The organism is Streptomyces iranensis (genome assembly GCF_017874715.1).
In the GTDB taxonomy this organism is placed as follows: domain Bacteria; phylum Actinomycetota; class Actinomycetes; order Streptomycetales; family Streptomycetaceae; genus Streptomyces; species Streptomyces iranensis.
The window spans coordinates 175,208-196,441 of sequence record NZ_JAGGLR010000007.1; the positions used below are offsets into that span (position 1 = coordinate 175,208).

Annotated in this window: 16 protein-coding genes; 5 read left to right on the forward strand and 11 right to left on the reverse strand. The window is 70.9% G+C overall.

Features of this window, described 5'->3' with window-relative positions; all coding sequences use genetic code 11:
- Window positions 1–50: 50 nt before the first annotated feature.
- The 7 genes from J2Z30_RS14410 to J2Z30_RS14440 form a co-directional block, all read right to left on the reverse strand.
- A complete protein-coding gene (locus tag J2Z30_RS14410; RefSeq protein ID WP_044567855.1) occupies window positions 51–1,508 on the reverse strand; it encodes a S1 family peptidase in 1,458 nt (485 codons plus the stop codon).
- A gap of 329 nt (window positions 1,509–1,837) precedes the next feature.
- Window positions 1,838–2,188: an L-rhamnose mutarotase gene (locus J2Z30_RS14415; protein ID WP_044567856.1), complete on the reverse strand. Its 351-nt coding sequence runs from the start codon at window positions 2,186–2,188 to the stop codon at window positions 1,838–1,840.
- Between the two features lie 78 nt (window positions 2,189–2,266).
- Complete coding sequence (locus J2Z30_RS14420) at window positions 2,267–4,159, reverse strand: discoidin domain-containing protein (RefSeq protein WP_044567857.1); 1,893 nt, start codon at window positions 4,157–4,159, stop codon at window positions 2,267–2,269.
- Between the two features lie 876 nt (window positions 4,160–5,035).
- Window positions 5,036–6,400, reverse strand: a complete 1,365-nt coding sequence (locus J2Z30_RS14425; protein WP_044567858.1) for a GH1 family beta-glucosidase — start codon at window positions 6,398–6,400, stop codon at window positions 5,036–5,038.
- Window positions 6,401–6,444: 44 nt separating this feature from the next.
- Complete coding sequence (locus tag J2Z30_RS14430; RefSeq protein WP_078956477.1) at window positions 6,445–7,320, reverse strand: carbohydrate ABC transporter permease; 876 nt, start codon at window positions 7,318–7,320, stop codon at window positions 6,445–6,447.
- Window positions 7,313–8,311, reverse strand: a complete 999-nt coding sequence (locus J2Z30_RS14435; protein ID WP_044567860.1) for a carbohydrate ABC transporter permease — start codon at window positions 8,309–8,311, stop codon at window positions 7,313–7,315. Before J2Z30_RS14435 ends, J2Z30_RS14430 begins: the two co-directional genes overlap by 8 nt.
- Before the next feature lie 13 nt (window positions 8,312–8,324).
- Window positions 8,325–9,647: an ABC transporter substrate-binding protein gene (locus tag J2Z30_RS14440; protein ID WP_044567861.1), complete on the reverse strand. Its 1,323-nt coding sequence runs from the start codon at window positions 9,645–9,647 to the stop codon at window positions 8,325–8,327.
- A 182-nt stretch (window positions 9,648–9,829) separates the two neighbouring features.
- Between J2Z30_RS14440 and J2Z30_RS14445 the strand changes: the two genes are divergently transcribed.
- Window positions 9,830–11,137, forward strand: a complete 1,308-nt coding sequence (locus J2Z30_RS14445; protein ID WP_044567862.1) for an ROK family protein — start codon at window positions 9,830–9,832, stop codon at window positions 11,135–11,137.
- Between the two features lie 250 nt (window positions 11,138–11,387).
- On the opposite strand, the gene J2Z30_RS14450 is transcribed toward J2Z30_RS14445, so the two are convergent.
- From J2Z30_RS14450 to J2Z30_RS14460, 3 genes are all read right to left on the reverse strand, one after another.
- Window positions 11,388–12,428 (reverse strand): LacI family DNA-binding transcriptional regulator, encoded by a 1,041-nt coding sequence (locus J2Z30_RS14450; protein ID WP_044567863.1) that lies wholly within the window; start codon window positions 12,426–12,428, stop codon window positions 11,388–11,390.
- A gap of 66 nt (window positions 12,429–12,494) precedes the next feature.
- Window positions 12,495–14,243 (reverse strand): discoidin domain-containing protein, encoded by a 1,749-nt coding sequence (locus J2Z30_RS14455; RefSeq protein ID WP_044567864.1) that lies wholly within the window; start codon window positions 14,241–14,243, stop codon window positions 12,495–12,497.
- Window positions 14,244–14,367: 124 nt separating this feature from the next.
- Window positions 14,368–15,486 (reverse strand): DUF1996 domain-containing protein, encoded by a 1,119-nt coding sequence (locus tag J2Z30_RS14460; protein WP_044567865.1) that lies wholly within the window; start codon window positions 15,484–15,486, stop codon window positions 14,368–14,370.
- Window positions 15,487–15,929: 443 nt separating this feature from the next.
- Between J2Z30_RS14460 and J2Z30_RS14465 the strand changes: the two genes are divergently transcribed.
- Together J2Z30_RS14465 and aroQ are read left to right on the forward strand one after the other, a co-directional pair.
- Window positions 15,930–17,735 (forward strand): pectate lyase-like domain-containing protein, encoded by a 1,806-nt coding sequence (locus J2Z30_RS14465; RefSeq protein ID WP_044567866.1) that lies wholly within the window; start codon window positions 15,930–15,932, stop codon window positions 17,733–17,735.
- Between the two features lie 76 nt (window positions 17,736–17,811).
- Complete coding sequence (gene aroQ / locus J2Z30_RS14470) at window positions 17,812–18,285, forward strand: type II 3-dehydroquinate dehydratase (protein WP_044567867.1); 474 nt, start codon at window positions 17,812–17,814, stop codon at window positions 18,283–18,285.
- Between the two features lie 54 nt (window positions 18,286–18,339).
- Here aroQ and J2Z30_RS14475 read toward each other — a convergent pair whose 3' ends face one another.
- A complete protein-coding gene (locus J2Z30_RS14475) occupies window positions 18,340–19,125 on the reverse strand; it encodes a DeoR/GlpR family DNA-binding transcription regulator (protein ID WP_044580914.1) in 786 nt (261 codons plus the stop codon).
- 134 nt (window positions 19,126–19,259) lie between these two features.
- Here J2Z30_RS14475 and J2Z30_RS14480 point away from each other — a divergent pair, with 134 nt between their 5' ends.
- Window positions 19,260–20,153, forward strand: coding sequence for an SIS domain-containing protein (locus J2Z30_RS14480; protein WP_044567868.1), 894 nt, complete (start codon window positions 19,260–19,262; stop codon window positions 20,151–20,153).
- A gap of 138 nt (window positions 20,154–20,291) precedes the next feature.
- Entirely contained in the window at window positions 20,292–21,131 is an 840-nt protein-coding gene (locus tag J2Z30_RS14485) for a class II fructose-bisphosphate aldolase (protein WP_044567869.1), read from the forward strand.
- Window positions 21,132–21,234: the final 103 nt, after the last annotated feature.

Sequence of the window (21,234 nt, forward strand, 5' to 3'; positions counted from 1 at the left end):
GGCACTGGGGCAGGAGGGCGCCCGGGACCTCGTTCATGGGGTGGGCCGGATCAGTTGAGGCCCTGGCCCGCGACGCTGCCGGTGTCACCGGCCCCGGTGGCCGCGCCCGCGTCACCGGCGCCCGCATCGCCAGCGCCCGCGTCACCGGCTCCGGCGTTGCCCGCGCCTGCGGCGTCACCGGCGCCGCCCGCCGCGTCACCAGCACCGCCCGCCGCGTCACCAGCACCACCGGCCGCGTCACCGCCACCGGCGCCGCCGCCGTCCGCGCCGATGACCGCTCCGGTGGCCTCCAGCGCGGCGGTCACCGGCTGGAAGAACGTCTCGCCGCCCTGGGTGCAGTCGCCGCTGCCGCCGGACGTCAGCCCGACCGCCGCGTCCTCGGCGAACATCGCGCCACCGCTGTCGCCGGGCTCGGCGCACACATCGGTCTGGATGAGGCCGTTGACGATGTCGCCGTTGCCGTAGTTCACCGTGGCGTTGAGGCCGGTGACCGTGCCGTCGGTGACTCCGGTCGTGGAGCCGGAGCGCTGCACCTTCAGGCCCACGCTCGCCTCGACGGCGCGCCCGATCTCCTGGGTGTTGCCGTTCTGGAGGTCGACCGTGCTGGACGGCTGGGTGGTGGCGTCGTCGTACATCACCAGCGCGAAGTCGTTCTCGGGGAACTTGGAGTCCTGCACCGTGCCCACCTGCTGGGCACCGGCCTCGTCCGAGGTCCAGGTCTGGGATTCGTTGCCGCAGTGGCCCGCGGTCAGGAAGCCCGGCGCGCCGTCGACGCTGACGTTGAAGCCCAGGGAACAGCGGGCACCACCGCCGAAGATGGCATCGCCGCCGTCGAGCCCACCGGCCGCGGCGTCCCCGCCGCCCCCGGCGTCACCCGCACCGCCCGCGGCGTCACCGGCGCCACCGGCGGCACCGGCGGCATCACCCGCACCGCCCGCGGCCTCTCCGGCGCCACCCGCACCGGCGTCATCCGCACCGCCCGCCGCACCGGCGGTCTCCTCGCCGTCGAACTTCTTGAACTCGCCCGTGCTGCGCTTGACGCTGACCGTGCCCGCCATCTGGCCCGTGGCCTTGGTCAGCGTGTCCCACTTCGTGCCGGTCACCGTCCGGTCGGCGGTCACCTGGACCTTGTTGGTGACCGGGTCGATCGACCAGGCGGTGCCGGGCACCGACGCGTCGCTGCTCAGCGTCTGGGTGGCGGTCTTCAGATCGGCCATGCTGTTCTGGACGACCTTCGCCACGGCGCCCTTGGCCCGGACGGACTCGGCGGAGTCCTCGTCGACCACGTTCATGACCAGTTGGCGGTTGCCGTTGTCGTAGTACCAGCCCGCGCCGTTGTCACCGAGGTCCGAGGCGAGACTCCTCGCGAGCTTCACCGCGGCCGGGGACGAGAAGGTCTTGGCGCCCGACGTCTCGTCCGGGTTCGCGTTCGCGTTGGGCAGCATGATGGCGGCTGCCCCGAGCGCGGTGATGGCGGCTCCGGAAATGGCGAGGGTCCGCTTGTTCACACGTCGGTGGCTCAACTCACTGACCTCCAGTCGGGGATGCGCGGCAGGCGTGTGCGGAGCGCTTGCCGCGTTCCGCCACGCCCCCGCGCGGGGCCACCACGTCGTACGTGGACGCGTTCGCCCCGTTCTCACCCGTACTCAAGGTCTGATGAATGGCTGCGCCGAACGATCCGGATCGGTAAGCTCCGCCGGTTCGGCCGATCGTCGTGACGCCTGCGGCGGGCTACTCCCCTCCCCGCCCCTTCCCACAACTGGGGCTCCGCCCCAGACCCCGAGGGCCCAGGGCGAAGCCCTGCCACGCACCAGACACCCCGTAGCCGGGACACCGGCTATCCGCGCTCGGCGGCCTCGGCCTGGGCGCGCAGCTCCCACACCTCGCCGAGCGACATCCGCTCCCCCTCGGCGGGGGAACCGCCGGTGTCCTCGAAGTGGTCGACGTACGCGCCGATGAACTCCTGCCAGCGCTGGTTGGCCGGGTCCTCGTCCAGCGCCGCCATCGCGGCCGCGAAGTCCTCGCAGTCCACGAGGTGGAAGAGATGGCGTCCGCTGCGCCAGATCCGCCAGTCGGTGATCCCGGCCCGGCGCAGCGCCGCCAGCAGGTCCTCCGGGACCGTGGCGTGCACCTGCTCATAACCGGACTCCTGGCCCTCCTTGAGGACCGAGTGCAACGCCACCCGCATCGGCGCTCCTCCTTCTTCCGCTGCTTCAGTTGCCGGGCGGCCACGGCGGCCGCCCGTCAACGATCCATGATGCAGCGCTCACCCCTTCTGTTCGACGCGCACCCAGTCCACCTCCGCCTGCACTCCCCCGGCCGCGATCCGGTCGACGCTGGACTGCGGCAGGCCCCAGTAGGGGGTGGTGACCTTGTTCCACCCGGCCGGGTACGCCCCGCCCAGGGCGAGGTTGAGTATCACGTACTGGTTGTGGCCGAAGACCCACTGGCCACGGGTGGACTCGAGCTTGTTGCGGCTCGTCTCCTGGACCACCCGGTCGTCGACGAGGAAGCGCATCCCGGTGGGTGTCCACTCCACCGCGTAGGTGTGCCACTGGTCGGCGCGGCCACCGCCCGGGTAGGTCTGGCGGGCGCCGATGTTGCCGTCCGCCGAATAGCCGGGGCCGTGCAGGGCGGTGCTGGTCCAGTCGGCGTAGCCGATGTTCTCCATGATGTCGGTCTCACCGGAGGAGGGCCAGGACACCGAGGGATCGTCCACATCGCTGCCCAGCAGCCAGAACGCGGGCCAGTAGCCGTCGCCGACCGGCAGCTTCATCCGGGCGCTGACCCGGCCGTAGGTGAAGTCCAGCTTGGTGTGGGTGTCGATGCGTCCGGAGGTGAAGTCGTACGTGCCGCCGCCCGCCTGGGTGCAGCCCTTGCAGTACTTCGCCCTGAGGACGAGATTGCCGTTCTCGGTGCGGATGTTGTCGGAGGAGTCGACATACGCCTGCGACTCGCCGTTGACCGACCCCATCTCCTGGCCGGTCCGCACCACACGCCACTTCGAGCGGTCGAGGGAGGCGCCGGTGAAGTCGTCAAAGAACGTCGTCCGGTACGCACCGGACTGTTCCCCGGGGAGGGCCGGGTACGCGGCGGAGGCGCTCCCACCGGTGCCCCAGACCTGGAACTCGTAGAGGGAGTAGCCGAATTGGGCGGTGGCCGGGGCCGGGTTGTAGAAGGAACGGCGCTCCTTCCCCAGCATCCGCACATAGCGGCCCTTGGCGGGTTGCGACAGCTTCACGGTGTCATGGCGGCCCACCGCGTCCGCGGGGGACTTCACATCCGCGCGGCGGGCGGCCACCTCGGCGGCGGAGGGCTGATAGACGGTGCGCCAGGTGCGGTTGTCGTCGGACACCTGCACCTGGTAATCGACGGCGTAGGCGGCCTCCCAGTAGAAGTCGACGGTGTCGATCGTGGAGGTCGCGCCGAGGTCCACCGAGACCCAGCGGTCGGCGTTCCAGTCGCTGGACCAGCGGGTCTGGTCGTCCTTGAGGTTGGCGGGCCAGCCGCCGTCGGTCACGAAGGCGGGCGAGTTGCCCGCGTGCTGGTAGTAGTTGGAGTAGGCGGGGTGGTTCAGGGCGAGATTGGTCCGGGTCGTGGACGCCGGGGCGGGCTCTCCGCCGTACACCTTGAACGAGTACAGCGAATAGCCGTGCGGCGTGCCGCGCTCGATGCCACGCATCCGTACGTAGCGGCCGACGACGTCCTGCGGATGGGTGTGGGCGGTGACGGATCCTCCGGTACCGGCGTCCTCGGTGTAGAAGGGGGCCCAGTCGGTGCCGTTCTTCGACACCTCCAGGACGTACTTCTTGCCGTAGGCGGCCTCCCAGTCCAGGACGACCCGGTCGATCCGGATGGTGGCGCCGAGGTCGACGCGTATCCACGCGTTGTCGGTGAACGGGCTGGACCAGCGGGTCGACCCGTTGCCGTCGAAGGCCAGGCCCGGCGCGGTGCCGTCGTTCTCGCTGCCGGACGCGGTGACGGCGCCGTGGTCCGCGGCGTACGCGGCCGCCGCCCGGTCGGTGTCCCACGTCGCCTGGGCGGCGGTCGCGGTGGAGTGCGAGGTGGGTGTGGCGAGGGCCGGGCCCGTGGTCAGCACCGCCACCGTGGCCAGGGTGGCGAGGGCGCTCAGCAGGATGCGGGGGGTACGGGATGGCATGCGGCTCTCCTCGGTGAGGTCGTGGGGTGCACGTGTGATGCCGATGGGTGTTCGTGCCGATGTGCCGATGTGCCGTCGTGCCGATGTGCTTTGCGTTGTGGCTATGTGCTGCGGGCGGACTTTTCCCCTCCCCGCCCCTTCCCGTAACCAGGGGCTCCGCCCCTGGACCCCGCGGTCCGGAGCGGAGCCCCGCCACCCGGCGGAACCGCATATCAATGCCGGGGGAAGGGGCGGAACCCCGGTCCGGGGTCAGGGACGGACCCCGGACCCGGAGTCTGAGGCAGAGCCCCGACCCAGGGACTGGGACGGAACCCCAACCCAGACCCGGGGCGGAACCCCGGCCCGGAGTCTGGGACGGACCCTCGACCCAGGGTCTGGGACGGAACCCCGGCCCGGAGTCTGGGACGCGAGCCCAGGGTCAGGGACGAACCCCGACCCAGGGTCTGAGGCAGAGCCCCCGGCCCAGGGCCAGGGCCCGACCCAGGGTCTGAGGCGGGAACCCGGCCCAGAGTCTGGGACGGAACCCCGGCCCGGATGTCTGAGGCGGAACCCGGGGCCGGGGCCTGGGGCGGGACCCCCGACCCAGGGTCTGGGGCGGAGCCCCGGCCCGGGGGTCTGGGACCGAACCCCGGCCCGGGGGTCTGGGACCGAACCCCGGCCCGGGGGTCTGGGACCGAACCCCGGCCCGGGGGTCTGGGACGGAACCCCGGTCTCGGGGTCTGGGGCGGAGCCCCGGTCTCGGGGTCTGGGGCGGAGCCCCGGTCTCGGGGTCTGGGGCGGAGCCCCGGTTTTGGGGGCTGGGGCGGAGTCCCGGTTTTGGGGAGGGGCGGGGAGGGGAGCGGCGCGCCGCAGGTGGAACTACTTGTCCAACACCCCCTAGGCGGCGCGGCGGGCCCGGCCCCGATGGTCGCGGATGATCTCCGCGTAGCGGTGGCCGGTCCCCTTGATGGTGCGGACCTGGGTGCGGTAGTCGACGTGGACGAGACCGAAGCGCTTGTCGTAGCCGTAGGCCCATTCGAAGTTGTCCAGCAGCGACCAGGCGAAGTACCCGGCCAGCGGGGCGCCCTTGCGGACCGCCGAGGCGCAGGCCGCGAGGTGCTGGACGAGGTAGTCCTGGCGCTCCGGGTCGTCCACGGTCCCGTCCGGGCGTACGACATCGGGGTAGGCGGAGCCGTTCTCGGTGACGTACAGCTTGCGGGCGCCGTATTCGCCGGTCAGGCGCAGCAGCAGGGTTTCGATACCACCGGCCTCGATCTCCCAGTCCATGCCCGTGCGGGGGACGTCCGGGCGGCGGACGGCGCGGGCGTGGGGGGCCGGGCCATCGGGGTCGTCGGTGACGGTGGCCGGGAAGTAGTAGTTCAGGCCCAGCCAGTCCAGGGGTGCGGCGATGGTGTCCAGGTCGCCGGGGCGTTCCGGCAGTTCGACCCCGTACACCTCGCGCATGTCGGCGGGGAAGCCACGGCCGTGCACCGGGTCCAGCCACCAGCGGTTGGTGTGGCCGTCCATGCGCCGCGCGGCGGCCTGGTCCTCCGGCCGGTCGGTGGCCGCCTCCACGGTGTTGAGGTTGTTGACGATGCCGACCTCGGCGCGTGGCGCGACGGCCCGGATCGCCTGGGCGGCGAGGCCGTGGCCGAGCAGCAGGTGGTAGGAGGCGCGGACCGCCGCGGTCAGATCGGTGAGTCCGGGCGCCATCACGCCCTCGAGGTGGCCGATCCAGGCCGAGCACAGCGGCTCGTTGAGGGTGGTCCAGTGGTGCACCCGGTCGCCGAGGCGGTCGGCCACCACCGAGGCGTACGCGGCGAAGTGTTCCGCGGTGTCGCGCTCGGGCCAGCCGCCGCGGTCCTGGAGCACCTGGGGAAGGTCCCAGTGGTACAGGGTGACGGACGGGGTGATGCCCGCCTCCAGCAGGCCGTCGATCAGCTCGTCGTAGAAGGCCAGGCCCTTGGCGTTGACCGGTCCGTCGCCGCCCGGCACCACGCGTGGCCAGGCGATGGACAGCCGGTAGGCGTTGGTGCCCAGCCGCTTCATCAGCCCGATGTCCTGGCGCCAGCGGTGGTAGTGGTCGCAGGCCACATCGCCGTGGTCGTTGCCCGCCACCTTGCCGGGGGTGTGCGAGAAGGTGTCCCAGATCGAGGGCGACCGTCCGTCCTCGGCGACGGCTCCCTCGACCTGGTAGGCGGAGGTGGCCGTGCCCCACAGGAAGTCGTGCGGGAAGGCTGTGAGGTCCAGGAGTTCGGACACGTACGTCCTTTCAGAGGTGGGGAGGTCAGAGGCGGGGAGGCCGGTCACTTCACGGCTCCGGCGGTGAGTCCGGCCACGAGATAGCGCTGCAGCAGCAGGAAGCCCGCGACCACGGGGACACTGACGACGAGCGAGGCGGCCATGACCTGGTTCCAGTACACCTCGGTCTGGGTGGCGTAGCCCTGGAGGCCCACGGCGAGGGTGCGGGTGGCGTCGTTGGTCATCACGGACGCGAAGAGCACCTCGCCCCAGGCGGTCATGAACGCGTAGACGGCGACGGCGACGATGCCGGGGATCGCGGCCGGGACGACGACCCGGAACAGCGCGCCCAGCGGTCCGCAGCCGTCCACCAGCGCGGCCTCGTCCAGATCGCGTGGCACCGAGTCGAAGTACCCGATGAGCATCCAGATCGAGAACGGCAGCGAGAAGGTGAGATAGGTGAGGATGAGGCCGCCCCGGGAGCCGAAGAGGGCGATGCCGGTGGCGTTGCCGATGTTCACGTAGATGAGGAACAGCGGCAGCAGGAAGAGGATCCCGGGGAACATCTGGGTGGACAGGACGGTGACGGTGAACACCCGCTTGCCCCGGAACCGGTACCGGCTGACCGCGTACGCGGCGAACACGGCGATCACCACCGAACAGACGGTCGCCGCGCCCGCCACGATGGCCGAGTTCATGAAGTACTTGGCGAGCGGCACCGTCGACCAGATGTCGATGTAGGGGCGGATGGTCAGCCCGCTCGGCAGCCAGCGGAACGTCCCCGAGACGTCCTCCAGTGGCTTCAGGGAGCTGGAGACCATGACGTACACCGGCAGCAGGACGAACCCGGTGAGCAGGGTGAGGAAGATCCGGCGGGCCCAGAGGAAGGACCGGGGGGCGGCCATCGGTGAGCGGGGCCGCGCCGGGGAGGTGCTAGACATCGGCCGTCTTCCTTCGTCGGGAGGTCAGCAGGAGGTACAGGCCCGTCACCACGAGCAGGAAGAGCAGCAGCAGGACGGACATGGCGGACCCGGTGCCGAAGTTCCAGGTGGCGAACGTCGTCTGGTAGACGTGGATCGAGATGAGGTCCGCGGCCTCCGGCGCTGCCTTGCCGAACAGCACATACGGGGTGTTGAAGTCGTTGAACGTCCACAGGAACAGCACCAGCACCAGCACCTGGTTGACCGGGCGCAGCGAGGGCAGGGTGATGCGGCGGATCTGCTGCCACATCCCGGCGCCGTCGAGGGCGGCCGCCTCGTAGAGCTCCTTGGGGATGTTCTGCAGACCGGCCATGATGACGAGGAACGCGAACGGCCAGCCCTTCCACACCGACACGGTGAGCAGGGCGATGAAGCTGTTGTCGCCGATGAGCCAGAACGAGGGCTTGTCGGTGAGGCCCAGCTGGTCGTGGAGGACGTGGTTCACCAGCCCGTTGTCATGCTGGAACATGAACGCCCAGGTGATGACGGCCGTGTAGACGGGCAGCGCGTACGGGACCAGGAACAGGGTGCGCAGCACGCCCCGGCCGCGGAAGGTGTCCTGGAGGAAGATGGCGGTGGCGGTGCCCAGCAGCCAGCACAGCCCGACGGACAGCACGGTGAAGCCGCAGGTGACCCAGAACGAGTGGAGCAGCGCCTCACCGGCCGGCGCGTTGATGTCCACCGAGATCTTGTAGTTGTCGAAGCCGGACCAGGGGGCGGCGCTCCAGTCCCGGATGGAGAACCGGGTGAGCGCCTTGAAGCTCATCAGGATGCCCATCACCATCGGCACCAGATGGACCAGGAGCTCGAGGACCAGGGCGGGCAGGAGCAGCAGATACGGCAGTCCGATGCGGCGGATCCGCCCGGGGCGGCGCGGGCCTCGCGCCGCCCCGGGGGTGCTCCCCGACACGGTCCGCCGCTCTGCCTCGGCGGTGGTGGTCGTGGTGGTCATGAGGTGTCCGCGCTCACTTCGCCGGCATCTGCTGCTGGGCCTTCTCCAGCTTGGCCTTCACCGATGCGGTGGTCACCGGGCGTCCGCCGGCGGCGTCCGCGAACAGCTCCTTGACGGCCGTGCCCACGGACGTCTCGAACTGCGACTCGTCGGCCACCTGTGGCAGCGCCTCGGCGCTCTTGGCGAGGGTGTCCCGCAGGGCGGCCGTCGCCTGGGTGTTGAACGCGGGGTCGGACTGGGCGGACTTGACCGGCGGGATGGAGCCGTACGCCTTGTTGAGGATCTTCTGCTCCGCGTCGCTGGTCATGAACTTCACGAACTTCAGGGCGCCGTCGTGGTTGTCGGTGTTCTTGAAGACGGCCAGGTTGATGCCGGCGACCATCGAGTTGACGGCGGTGCCGGTGCCGGGGGTGCCGGAGCGTACGGGCGCCGGGGCCACGCCCCACTCGTCGTCCTTCATGCCCAGGGAGGCGAAGGTGGCGGAGGCGGTCTGCCACAGGACCATGGCCGTCTTGCCCTTGGCGAAGTCGCTGAGGGACTGGTTCTGCGCGTACTCGGCGTTGCCCGGGGCGATGATCTTGTCCTTCGCCATCAGGTCGACATACTGCTTGATCGCGGAGACCGCGCCGTCCGAGGTGAAGTCGGGCTTGCCGTCGGCGGTGAAGAAGTCCGCGCCGTGCTGCTTGGCGAAGACGAAGACCTGGTGGATGTTCTCCGAGAGGTTCGCGCCCTCGGCACCGAGGCCCCACTTGCCGTCCTTGGAGAGCTTCTTGCCGTCGGCGACGACGTCGTCCCAGGTGGCGGGCGGCTTCGAGATGCCGGCGTCGGCGAACATCTTCTTGTTGTAGTAGAGCGCGTACGCCATCGAGTACAGCGGCACCGCGGCCGGGTCCTCGCCCTTCACCCCGGTCGAGCCGAGGGCGGAGTCCACGAAGCGGTCCTTGCCGCCGATGCCGCCGAAGTTCTTGTCGTCCCACGGCAGCAGCGCCCCGGACGCCTGGAGCGAGGCGCTCCAGGTGTTGCCGATGTTCAGCACGTCGGGGCCCTGACCGGAGGTGGTGGCGGTGAGGATCCGGTTCAGCAGCTCGGACCAGGGGATGACCTCGAGTTTCACTCTGATCCCGGTCTGTTTCTCGAACTTGTCGAGCTCGGGCTTCAGGACCTTCTTGTCCACCGCGATGCTGGCGCCCTGGTTGGAGGCCCAGTAGGTGAGCGTCTTGGGCGAGTCGTTGGATCCGCCGCCGCCAGCCGTCGAGGAACCGCCTCCGCAGGCCGAGACGGCGAGGGCGAGTGACAAGGTGACGGCGCCTATGGCCGCGACTCGGATGCTGCGCATGGCTCCTGGTGTCCCTTCCGGGAGTGGTGAATGCCAAGAAGGACCCGGGTACGCGACCGCGTTCAACTCCCGAAGCCTCTCACGGCTTAATTTAGGACGTGAGTTAAACCTCAAGAGAAGGTCGCGTCAAGAGATCCGGCGGAGGTATCTTGCGGCGCGTAGCCCGGAGTTGAGGAGGCCAGGTGACGGCGAACAACGGCCGTACGGTTCGTGACCTGCGGCGGGAGAACCGTGCCGGCGTGCTGCGCCGGTTGTACTTCGACGGGCCGATGAGCCGCTATTCGCTGGCCCCCGCGACCGGGCTGAGTTCAGGTTCCATCAGCAACGTGGTCACCGAACTGCTCGCCGAGGAGCTGGTGGAGGAGGCCGGGAGCGTCGACTCCGACGGCGGCCGCCCCCGCACCCTGCTGCGGATCGCCCCGCACAGCGGCCACATGATCGGGGTGGATGTCGGCGAGACCCGGGTCCGCGTCGAGCTGTTCGATCTGGCACTGGCCGAACAGGCCCATGCGGACCGGCCGTTGCCCACGCGCGGCCCCGGGCACCGGGACCGCTACGACAGCGAGCTGATCGCGGGCCATATCCGCGACGGTATCGCCGAGGTCCTGGCGGCGGCCGGGCTCGCCCCCGATCGGCTCCTCGGCGTCGGCATCGGCGTCCCCGGCATCGTCGAACACTCCGAGGAGGGCGGTGCGGTGGTGCACTGCCAGCCGATCGGCTGGGAGGCGGTCCCGCTGGAGCGCATGCTGCGCCGACCGGGCCATCTCCCCGAGGACGTCCCGTACTTCATCGAGAACGGCGCCAAGACGCTGGGCCAGGCCGAGATGTGGTTCGGCGCCGGGCGCGGCGCGCGCAACGCGGTGGTCGTGCTCTTCGGATCGGGCGTCGGCGCCTGCGTCGTCACCGAGGACGTCGAGCACGGCCGGGCGGTGGAGTGGGGCCATCTCACGGTGCGGGTGCGGGGCCGCCGGTGCCGCTGCGGGGCGCTGGGCTGCCTGGAGGCGTATGCGGGCGCGGAAGCGCTGCTGGAGCGCTGGCAGGAAGCGGGCGGGCAGCCGCCGTCCGACACCGACGAGGAGACCGCCCTGACGGCGATGCTGGCCGCCGCCTACCCCGAGGACGGTGGCGACCCGGACCCGGTGGCGGCCGCCGTCCTCGCCGAGACGGCGGAGTACCTGGGCGCGGGGCTGTCCGACCTGATCAACCTCTTCCAGCCCGAGCGCATCCTGGTCGGCGGCTGGGCCGGTCTCCAGCTCGGCGCGCGCTTCCTGGACTCGGTGCGCCGCCACGCGCTGTCCTACGCGCTGCCGTACCCGTCCGGACGCGTCGGCATCGACCTGGGGGCGCTGGGACCGGACGCGGTGACGGTGGGCGCCGCGATCCTGCCGCTCGCCGACTTCTTCGCCCGCGGTGGGCGCCGCCTGCCCGCCGGGCCCTCGCCGGAGCCGTCCCCCGCGTGGCGCACGACCTTGGGCACGCGGCTGGCGTAGGGGCGGGGCGGGCGGCACAGGGGGGGCGACGCACATGCCTGGCGCAGGCGGAGGGGACGCACATGCCTGGTACAGGCGGAGGCGACGCACATGCCTGGTACAGGCGGAGGCGACGCACATGCCTGGCGGAGGCGCTACGCGCGCCTCCCGCGCAGGAGGCGACGCCCACGTCCGGCGCAGGCGCTACGCACACGGGTGACACACGGGGCGCCCCCACGTCCGGCGCGGGGCTACGCCGACTCCCATGCCGCTACGCCGACTCCCGTACCACCAGCTCCGGTTCGAAGAGGACCGCGACCGGATCGGTGCGCAGGCCCCGGACGTGCTCGTCGAGCAGCCGGGCCATCGCCGCCGCCATGTCCTCCACCGGCTGGCGCACCGAGGTCAGCGGCGGCCGACAGGTGGCGGCCACGCTTGAGTCGTCGAAGCCGACGACCGCGACATCGTCGGGCACCCGCCGGCCACGCTCCCTCAGCACCTGGCAGGCCCCCTGGGCCATCAGGTCGTTGGCCGCGAACACCCCTTCCACATCGGGGTGTTCGGCGAGCAGCGCGGTCATCGCCACCACCCCGCTGTCCAGCGTGAATCCGCCCTCGGCCACCGGAACGTACGGATGCCCACCGCGGGCCATGGTGTCGCGGAATCCGGCGAGCCGCTCCTGGCTCGCCGGCACGGCCCACGGTCCCGACACGGTGGCCACCTTCCGGCACCCCCGGGCCAGCAGGCGCTCGGCGGCGATGCGGCCACCGTCCCAGTGCGCCAGGTCGACATGGCTGAGCGCCACCGGCCGCACGGGCCGGGCGAACAGCACGGCGGGCAGTCCGGCGTCAGCGAGCAGCGCGGGCAGTGGATCGTCGGGGTGGGTGGACACCACGAGGGCCCCGTCCGCGTTCCCCTGCCGCAGATACCTCACCACCTCCTGCCGGGCCTCGGGGGACTCGGCGAACATCAGCACCGGGTGCGTCGAGCGCGGCCGCAGGAACCCCACCACGCCACCGACCACCCGGCCGAAGAACGGGTCCGAGAACACCCGGGCGGCGAAGGCGTTCTGCTCCTCCTCCGAGGTGTCCCCGGCCCCGGAGACGACGAGCGCCACGGTGCCGGTGCGCCGGGTCACCAGCGATCTGGCCGCCCGGTTGGGCGCGTAGCCGGTCCTCTCGATCGCCAGCCGGACCAGGTCCTGGATGGCCGGATCCACATTGCGGACGCCATTGACGACCCGGGACACGGTCGCCCGGGAGACACCAGCTTCCCGGGCGACATCCTCCAAGGTCGGGGCCTGTCGGTTCATGTCCGCACCCTAGTGGCCGTGCGCCTCGGGGGCATAGAGCGCTCTCCCGCCGCCCTCCTCAGTGGCTCAGTGGTAGACGCCGAACTCGTAGAGCGAGTAGCCGTAGCCGGTGCCACGGGCCGTGCCGTGGACGCGGACGTAGCGCCCGGTGCCGGAGACGTCGAAGTCGTCCACACCACCGTTGCCGTCCGTCACCTCACGGACGGTGCGCCAGCTGCTGCCGTCGTCGGATGTCTGGATGGTGTACGCCTTGGCGTAGGCGGCCTCCCACACCAGCTGGACGTGGGTGAAGGAGGTGGACGCGCCGAGGTCCACCTGGAGCCACTGCGGATCGCTCCAGTCGGCGGCCCAGCGGGTGTCCGCCTTGCCGTCCACGGCGTTGGCCGGGGTGCAGGGGCAGTCGCCGCCACCGGTCTGGTACGAGGAGGCGGTGGCGGGCCTGCCGAGGGCCGCGTTGGTGCCGTTCACGGCGGGCGGGACGACCCGTACGGAACGGGTCTCGATGCCGACGTTGCCCTTGCCGTCGGTGGCCTTGACGTACACCTTCCACACGCCGGGGCGGTCCGGCGCGGTGACCCTCAGGCGGCCGCCGCCGAGGTCGGTGGCGGGCAGCGGGATGAGCCTCTTGTCCTTGTCGAGGTACATCGTGCTGCCCAGCACCTGGTAGGAAATGGCGTCGCCGTCGGGGTCGGTGGCCCTGACCGCGAGGGTCAGGTCGCGGCCCGCCTCCACCTTGGCGGCATCGCCCTCCACGGCCAGCGAGGAGACGACCGGCGGTGTGTTGTCGCGCGAGGTGTCCGCGCCGTAGGCCTTCTTCACCGCGTAGTACGACAGCCGCTTCTGCCCGGCGGGCAGCAGATTGAACCAGACACCACCGAAGTCGTCCTCGGTGCCGTAGTGGAACATCGTGGCGCCGAGCGCGACGCCCTGGTGGCCGGTGACGCAGTTCCACGCCTTGGTGTAGCCCGCGGCCTTGGCCTGGTCGGTGGGCTCCTGCGGCACCCCATTGGAGTCGTCTGGCACCTCCCACTCCCCCGCCGGGCCGGTCTCGGTGACGATGTACGGCTTGGTGTAACCGCCCTGCTCCCAGGTGGCCTTGATGTCGCACACGGCGTTGTAGGAGTTGACGGCGTACAGATCGAGGTCGGGGGCGTTCTTCTGGTAGTACGGCCACGCGCCGGTCCAGGCGTCGGTGGAGGTCACCGGGTGGCCGGGGTCGATGGCATGGATCTTCTTGGCGATGTCGTTGACGAACGTGGTGTAGGCGTCCCGCTGCCGCTCCAGCTCATCGCCGCTGTAGCAGTTCTGGAGGCCGAGCACCGACTCGTTGCCCACGTTCCACATCAGCACGCCCGGGTGGTCCTTGTAGGCGGAGACCCATTTGGTGAACTCGGCGGCCATCTGATCCTTGTAGGCGGTGTCCGTCCGGTAGTTCACACAGCCGCCGCTGCCCGGTCCGCCACCGGGCTGCAGCCAGAATCCGGCGATCACCTTGATGCCGTGGGCGGCCGCCGAGTCGAAGAGGGGTTTGCTGGTGGCGTCGGTGCCCCAGGTGCGGATTGTGTTCACGCCCATCGACCGCAGATCGGGGAGGTAGCGGTCGGCGTCCGCGATGGCGGGGCCCCAGGTCAGGCCCTTGATCTGATACGGCTGGCCGTCCACGGTCAGCCGCCAGTCGCCCTGGGCGCCGGTGACCTTGACGACGCTTCCGGCGGCGTGTGCCTGCTGACCGGGCAGCGCGAGGGCACCGGCGGCCAGCAGACCGGCGGCGAGGGGCGCCGCGATACGGCGTGGGGCGGTACGGATCCGGGTCATGGTGGTGTCTTTCGGTGTGTCGGCGGGGGGAGTCGAGTGCGGACGGCCCGGCCGCGGCGGGGTGTCCCGCGAGCGGCCGGGCCGCGGTGCTACGGCAGCTACGGCAGCTACGGCAGCCGCTGTGCTACGGCAGCTCGTAGTTCTCGTCGAGGACCGCTCCGGCCTCGGGGTGGGTCTGGTCATAGCCACGGGCGTCGCACTGCAGCGCCCCGACCACGCAGTGGTCGACGAGCGCCTTGAGCGTGGGCGCGTCCCAGGCGTTGAAGAAGTCGTAGTGGAACGACCAGCTCGGACCGCTGGCCAGCCTCGCCCGGGAGAGGTCACCGTTGACCGGGAAGGCCATCTTGAACTCGATCATCGGCAGCGCCACCGGGTGGTCGGCGGGGCACACGTTGTTGTTCGTACCGGGGTTGACCACCGGGTAGGCCATGTGGCTCCGGTGGTCGGGCGTGTCCAGGTACTTACCGTCCCAGCAACTGGGCGCCTGGAAACGGATGTTGAGCTGGACCTCGGGACGGCTCGGGCAGTCCTTGGGGAATTCGACGTTGAAGAAGCTGTCGCCGCACTCCCAGCCCTCCACGAAGCCGGGGTGACGGCGGAACTCCTCGGCGGTCTGCATCGGGTCGCCCACCACGAACCGCAGTCCCTTGGGGAACGGCCGGACACTGGTGTAGTCGGTCACGCCCGCCTTGTAGTAAATGGTCTGCGGGCCGATGGGCAGCACCGGCCTGTCGCCGTTTGAGAGCGTGGGCATCCAGTAACCGGACTTGTCCCCCGGCGCCTTGCAGGTGGTGCGGCCGGCGTCGAGGGAGGCCGTGGTGCTGGCCGCGTCGGTCGTGGTGTTGCCCATGAAGGTGTGGTCATGGGACGCGCCCGGCTGCTGCGGATACACGATGGGGTCATCCGGTTTGGTGTGGCTCACCGAGCAGTTGGCCTGGAACTCGTGGAAGTAGCGGTGGGGCGGCTCCTTCGTGGACGGGGTGACGCCGGTGACCGGCGGGTTCGCGGGAATGTAGCCGTCGCCGTCCGGGTCCTCGGGCGAGGAGGCGGACGACGCCGCCATGGTGTGCCCCGCGTGGGCCGCGTGCCCGGCTCGGGCCGCGTGGGCCGCCGTGACACCGCCGCCCGCGGACTTCGCCGCGGGCGTCTCGGCGCTCATCGCGATACCGCCGAGCCCCAGCGAGGTCAGCAGCAGCGCGCCCGCGATCAGAGTGGATGAAACGATCTTCGATCTCCGTGCCATGGAGACTCCTGCCACATGGAGAGGGGGGTGAAGGTGGCCGGGCGGCCCTCGCACGGCGAGGACTCGCGACGCCGTGGGTGCGGACCGGGCCGCCCGTATGACGGGCCGTCACCGGCCCGCGACAACATGGGAGAGCGCTCTCCGAGATGGGAGTGTCCGGGCGGGAGCACAAAGGTGTCAAGGCGTCGAGCGGAAAGGATCAGAGACCGGCCCCCCTTTCCCTCTTGAACACAACGGTCAGAGGCGCGGCCGACCACAAATCTCCCCAAGTTCGCCCGAACCAGGGGATCCACCAGGGCAGTTGACGTTCAAAAAGCAACAACATGTAAGGACTGTGGTCACAACTCTTGACGAGTCGTTCACATGGATGAAGCATGCGACGGCAAGAGAGCGCTCCCTCACCCCCCATCCCGTTCATTTACTGAACCAGGAGAGACGCCCCCATGACGCCTTCCCCCACGTCTTCCTCCTCCGGCCGCTCCGCGGTCGGCCGCCGGGCGGTGCTCGGCGCCGCGGCCGCCGTCGCATCGGTCCCCGCCCTCGGCGGCCTGGCCGCTCCCGCGGCCGCCGCCCCCTCGGGCCGGGGCAGAAGCCCCAAGGCCCTGCCCGGCGGTGGCGACCTCGGCCCGAACGTGATCGTCTTCGACCCGTCCACGCCCGGCATCCAGGCCAAGCTGGACGAGGTGTTCAAGAAGCAGGAGTCGGCCCAGTTCGGCACCGGGCGCTACGCCCTGCTGTTCAAGCCCGGCAGCTACAGCGGGCTCAACGCCCAGCTCGGCTTCTACACCTCCATCGCCGGGCTGGGGCTGTCCCCCGACGACACGACCATCAACGGCGACATCACGGTGGACGCCGGGTGGTTCAACGGCAATGCCACCCAGAACTTCTGGCGTTCGGCGGAGAACCTCGCGGTCGTACCGGTCAACGGCACCAACCGCTGGGCCGTGGCACAGGCGGCCCCCTTCCGGCGGATGCACGTCCGCGGCGGGCTCAACCTCGCCCCCGACGGCTACGGCTGGGCGAGCGGCGGCTACATCGCGGACAGCCGCATCGACGGCCAGGTCGGACCGTACTCCCAGCAGCAGTGGTACACCCGCGACAGCGCGGTCGGCGGCTGGCTCAACGGCGTGTGGAACATGGTGTTCTCCGGTGTGGAGGGCGCACCCGGGCAGAGCTTCCCCAACCCGCCGTACACCACGCTCAACACCACCCCCATCTCCCGGGAGAAGCCCTTCCTGTACCTCAACGGCAGCGAGTACCGGGTCTTCCTGCCCGAGAAGCGCACCAACGCCCGCGGTGTCACCTGGGGCAACGGCACCCCCAGAGGCACCTCGCTGCCGCTGTCGCAGTTCTACGTGGCCAAGCCCGGCGTCACCGCGGCCACCCTCAACGAGGCGCTGACCCAGGGGCTGCATCTGCTGCTCACCCCGGGGATCTACCACCTCGACCGGCCGGTCCAGGTGAACCGCGCGAACACCGTCGTCCTGGGGCTCGGCTACGCCACGCTCATCCCCGACAACGGCGTCACCGCGGTGAAGGTCGCCGATGTCGACGGGGTGCGGCTGGCCGGTTTCCTCGTCGACGCCGGGCCGGTGAACTCCGCCACGCTGCTGGAGGTCGGCCCGCAGGGGGCCTCGGCCGACCACTCGGCCAACCCCACCACCGTCCAGGACGTGTTCATCCGCATCGGCGGCGCGGGCCCCGGCAAGGCCACCACCAGCATGGTGATCAACAGCCGGCACACCATCGTCGACCACACCTGGGTCTGGCGCGCCGACCACGGCGACGGGGTCGGCTGGGAGACCAACCGCGCCGACTACGGCGTCCGGGTCAACGGCGACGACGTGCTGGCCACGGGGCTCTTCGTGGAGCACTTCAACAAGTACGACGTGCAGTGGTTCGGGCAGCGGGGCCGGACCATCTTCTTCCAGAACGAGAAGGCGTACGACGCCCCGAACCAGGCGGCCATCCAGAACGGCTCCATCAAGGGCTACGCCGCCTACAAGGTGGCCGATTCGGTGACCACGCACGAGGGATGGGGGCTCGGCAGCTACTGCTACTACAACGTCGCCCCGAGCATCGTGCAGCACCACGGCTTCGCCGCGCCGAACGCGTCGGGGGTGAAGTTCCACAATCTGCTGGTCGTCTCGCTCGGCGGCCAGGGCCAGTACGAGCGTGTCATCAATGACACCGGGTCCCCGACCTCGGGCACCTCCACCGTGCCGTCCACTGTGGTGTCATATCCCTGATCTACGATGCCTCGCGGGTCGGTGCCCCCGGTGAACCGCCCCTCGAAGTGCCGACGCCCAGGAAGGACCACACACCATGGCCATCACCCCCGTGCGCGACCGCTCCACGATCATGGTGCTCAACGGACCGAACCTGAACCTCCTGGGCCGCCGGCAACCCGAGATCTACGGCACCGACACGCTGGCCGACATCGAGAAGCTGGTGGCCGAGACCGCCGCGCCGCACGGTCTGACGACCGACTGCCGGCAGAGCAACCACGAGGGCCAGCTGATCGACTGGATCCATGAGGCCCGGGAGCGCCACGCGGCGGTCATCATCAACCCCGCGGGGTACTCCCACACCTCCGTCGCCCTGCGCGACGCCCTGGCCACCTGCGACGGTCTGCCGATCGTGGAGGTGCACATCTCCAACATCCACCAGCGGGAGACCTTCCGGCACCACTCCTATGTCTCCGCGCTGGCCAGCGGGGTGATCGCCGGATGCGGTGTCCAGGGCTACGCATTCGCCGTCGAGCGGGTGGCGGCCCTGCTGGCCGCCGCCAGGGCGTAGGCGCAGGCGTAGACGCGGGCGCAGACGTACGACATCTCGGGCCCTGATCAGACCTCAGGCCCTGATCACACGGACACCGGCCTCGGTGTACGGAGCGACCAGCTCCTCATCGGCGCCGGTGTCCGTGATCAGCACATCGATCTCGTCCAGTGCGCAGATCCGGGCGAACGCCCGGCGGCCCAGCTTGGAGCTGTCCGCCACGACCACCACCCGGGTGGCCCGGCCGGCCATGAGGTGGTTGATGCTGGCCTCGCCCTCATGGTGGGCGGTCGCGCCCTGGACCGTGTCCAGGGCGTCCACACCGAGGATCGCCAGATCCAGCGACACCTGGTCCAGCACTCCGGTGGCCAGCGGCCCCATCAGCTCGAAGGACTGCGGACGGGCCACCCCACCAGTGAGCACGATCTTGACCTGGGGGCGCACCGCCAGCTCATTGGCGATGTTCAGGGCATTGGTGACGACCGTGACGGCCGGACCGCCGCCCGATGTGGAAAGGTCACCGCGCGTGGAGATGGCGCGGGCCACCTCGGTGGTGGTCGTCCCGCCGTTGAGCCCCACGATCGAGCCCGGTTCGGCCATCCGGGCCGCGGCCGCGGCGATGCGCTGCTTCTCCGAGGCGCGCCGGGCGGTCTTGTAGCGCAGCGGTAGGTCGTACGAGAGGTTATGCGCGACCGCGCCGCCACGGGTGCGCGTCAGCATCTGCTGCTGAGCGAGTTCATCCAGGTCGCGCCGGATGGTCGCGGCGGACACCGCCAGCTCGGCGGCCGCCTCCTCGACATCGATTCTGCCGTCCCTGGCCAGCAGATCCAACAGGGCGTTCCAGCGCTCGGGCCGTTTCACGCCGATCACCCTACCCCGCTCCCCGCATGCATCGGCTCTGGACTTCCGTGCGTGATTCTGCGCATTATCAGGCCGTACGAAACAACTCCGCGCATCCATACTGCTCGGGTCATCCGTGCGACGAGGGGAGTCCCATGAGCCACACCGAGGCCGAGATCGCGAGCCAGCCCGACTGCTGGCGGCGCGCCATCGCCCTGGCCCGGGATCCGGAGGGGCCCGTACGGGCGGCGCTGCCCCGGGCGGGTGAGCGGGTCGCCGTCGTCGGCTGCGGCACCTCGTGGTTCATCGCCCAGTCGTACGCGGCGCTGCGCGAGGCGGCGGGCCAGGGCGAGACGGACGCGTTCGCGGCGTCGGAGATGCCACTCGGCCGCGCCTACGACCGGGTGGTCGCGCTGTCCCGGTCCGGCACCACGACCGAGGTGCTGGAGCTGCTCGGCGCGGTGCGCGGCCGGGTGCCCACCACCGTCGTCACGGCGGTCCCCGACTCACCCGTCGTGGGCGCCGCGGACGCCGCGGTGGTGCTCGACTTCGCCGATGAGCGGTCGGTGGTGCAGACCCGCTTCGCCACCACCGAACTCGCCCTGCTCCGCGCCCATTTGGACGCGCCCCTGGACCACCTGGAGGCGGACGGGGAGGCGGCGCTCGCCGAGCCGCTGGCCGGGCCGCTCGTGGACGCCGGGCAGTTCACCTTCCTCGGGCGGGGCTGGACGTACGGAGTCGCCCAGGAGGCCGCGCTCAAGATGCGCGAGGCGGCGGGGGCGTGGACCGAGGCGTATCCGGCCAAGGAGTACCGGCACGGCCCGATCAGCGTGACCGGCCCGCGGAGCGCGGTGTGGTGGCTGGGCGAGGGGGCGTCGGATGTGGCGGACGAGGAGATCACCCGCACCGGTGGCCGGGTCGCCGGCTACGGCCGCGACCCGCTGGCCGAACTGGTGGTGGTGCAGCGGCTCGCGGTCGCGATCGCGGCGGCCCGCGGGCTCGACCCCGACGAGCCGCGCCATCTCACCCGCTCGGTGATCCTCGGCTGAGCAGAGCCGAGCGGGGACGGGCGGACCGCGCGTGGTGCGGGCGGACCGCGCGTGGTGCGGGCGGTCCGCGCGGAGACGGGCGGTCCGCGGGGTACGGGACAGGGTCGGAACACGGGAACGGGCGGAAGGAGCCGGTAGATGCCGCTGGTGGCCACCGGGGAGATCGTCGGGGCGGCCGCACGGGCCGGGCTCGGCGCGGGTGCGTTCAATGTCATCCAGATCGAGCACGCCCAGGCCATCGTGGCCGGGGCGGAGGCGGCGGGCGCGCCGGTGATCCTCCAGATCAGCGAGAACGCGGTGCGTTATCACGGCGCCCTGGCCGCCATCGGGCGGGCGACCGTGGAGGTGGCCCGCGCGGCGCGGGTGCCGGTGGCCGTGCATCTGGACCACGCCACCGGGCCGGAGCTGGTGCGGGAGGCGGTGGACCTCGGCTTCGGCTCGGTGATGTTCGACGCCTCGGCCCTGGACTACGACGGCAATGTGGCGGCGACCGCAGAGGTGGCGGCCGGCTGCCATGCCCACGGGGTGTGGGTGGAGGCCGAGTTGGGCGAGGTGGGCGGCAAGGACGGCGTCCACGCGCCGGGCGCCAGGACCGACCCGGCCGAGGCCGCCGCCTATGTGTCGGCCACGGGAGTGGACGCGCTCGCGGTCGCGGTGGGCACCTCGCACGCCATGGTCGTCAAGGCCGCGGTGGTGGATCTGCCGCTGGTCGCGGCGTTGCGTGCGGCCGTGCCGGTACCGCTGGTGCTGCACGGCTCCTCCGGGGTGCCCGAGTCGGATCTGACCCGGGCGGTGGAGGCGGGGCTGACGAAGGTGAACATCGCCACCCATCTGAACGTGGCATACACCCGGGCGATCCGCGACCATCTGGCCGGCCACCCCGAGGTGGTCGACCCGCGCAAGTATGTCGCGGCCGCACGGGACGCGGTGGCGCGCGAGGTGACGCGGCTGCTGAAGCTGGTGCGGGCCACGCCCTGAGGATCACGCAGGAGAGCCACGATCCGGGCATCACGCGCCCGGGAATCACACGCTGACAGCGTTTGCGCGAAGTCGCTGCGAACGCCGACGATTCGCGCGGCAA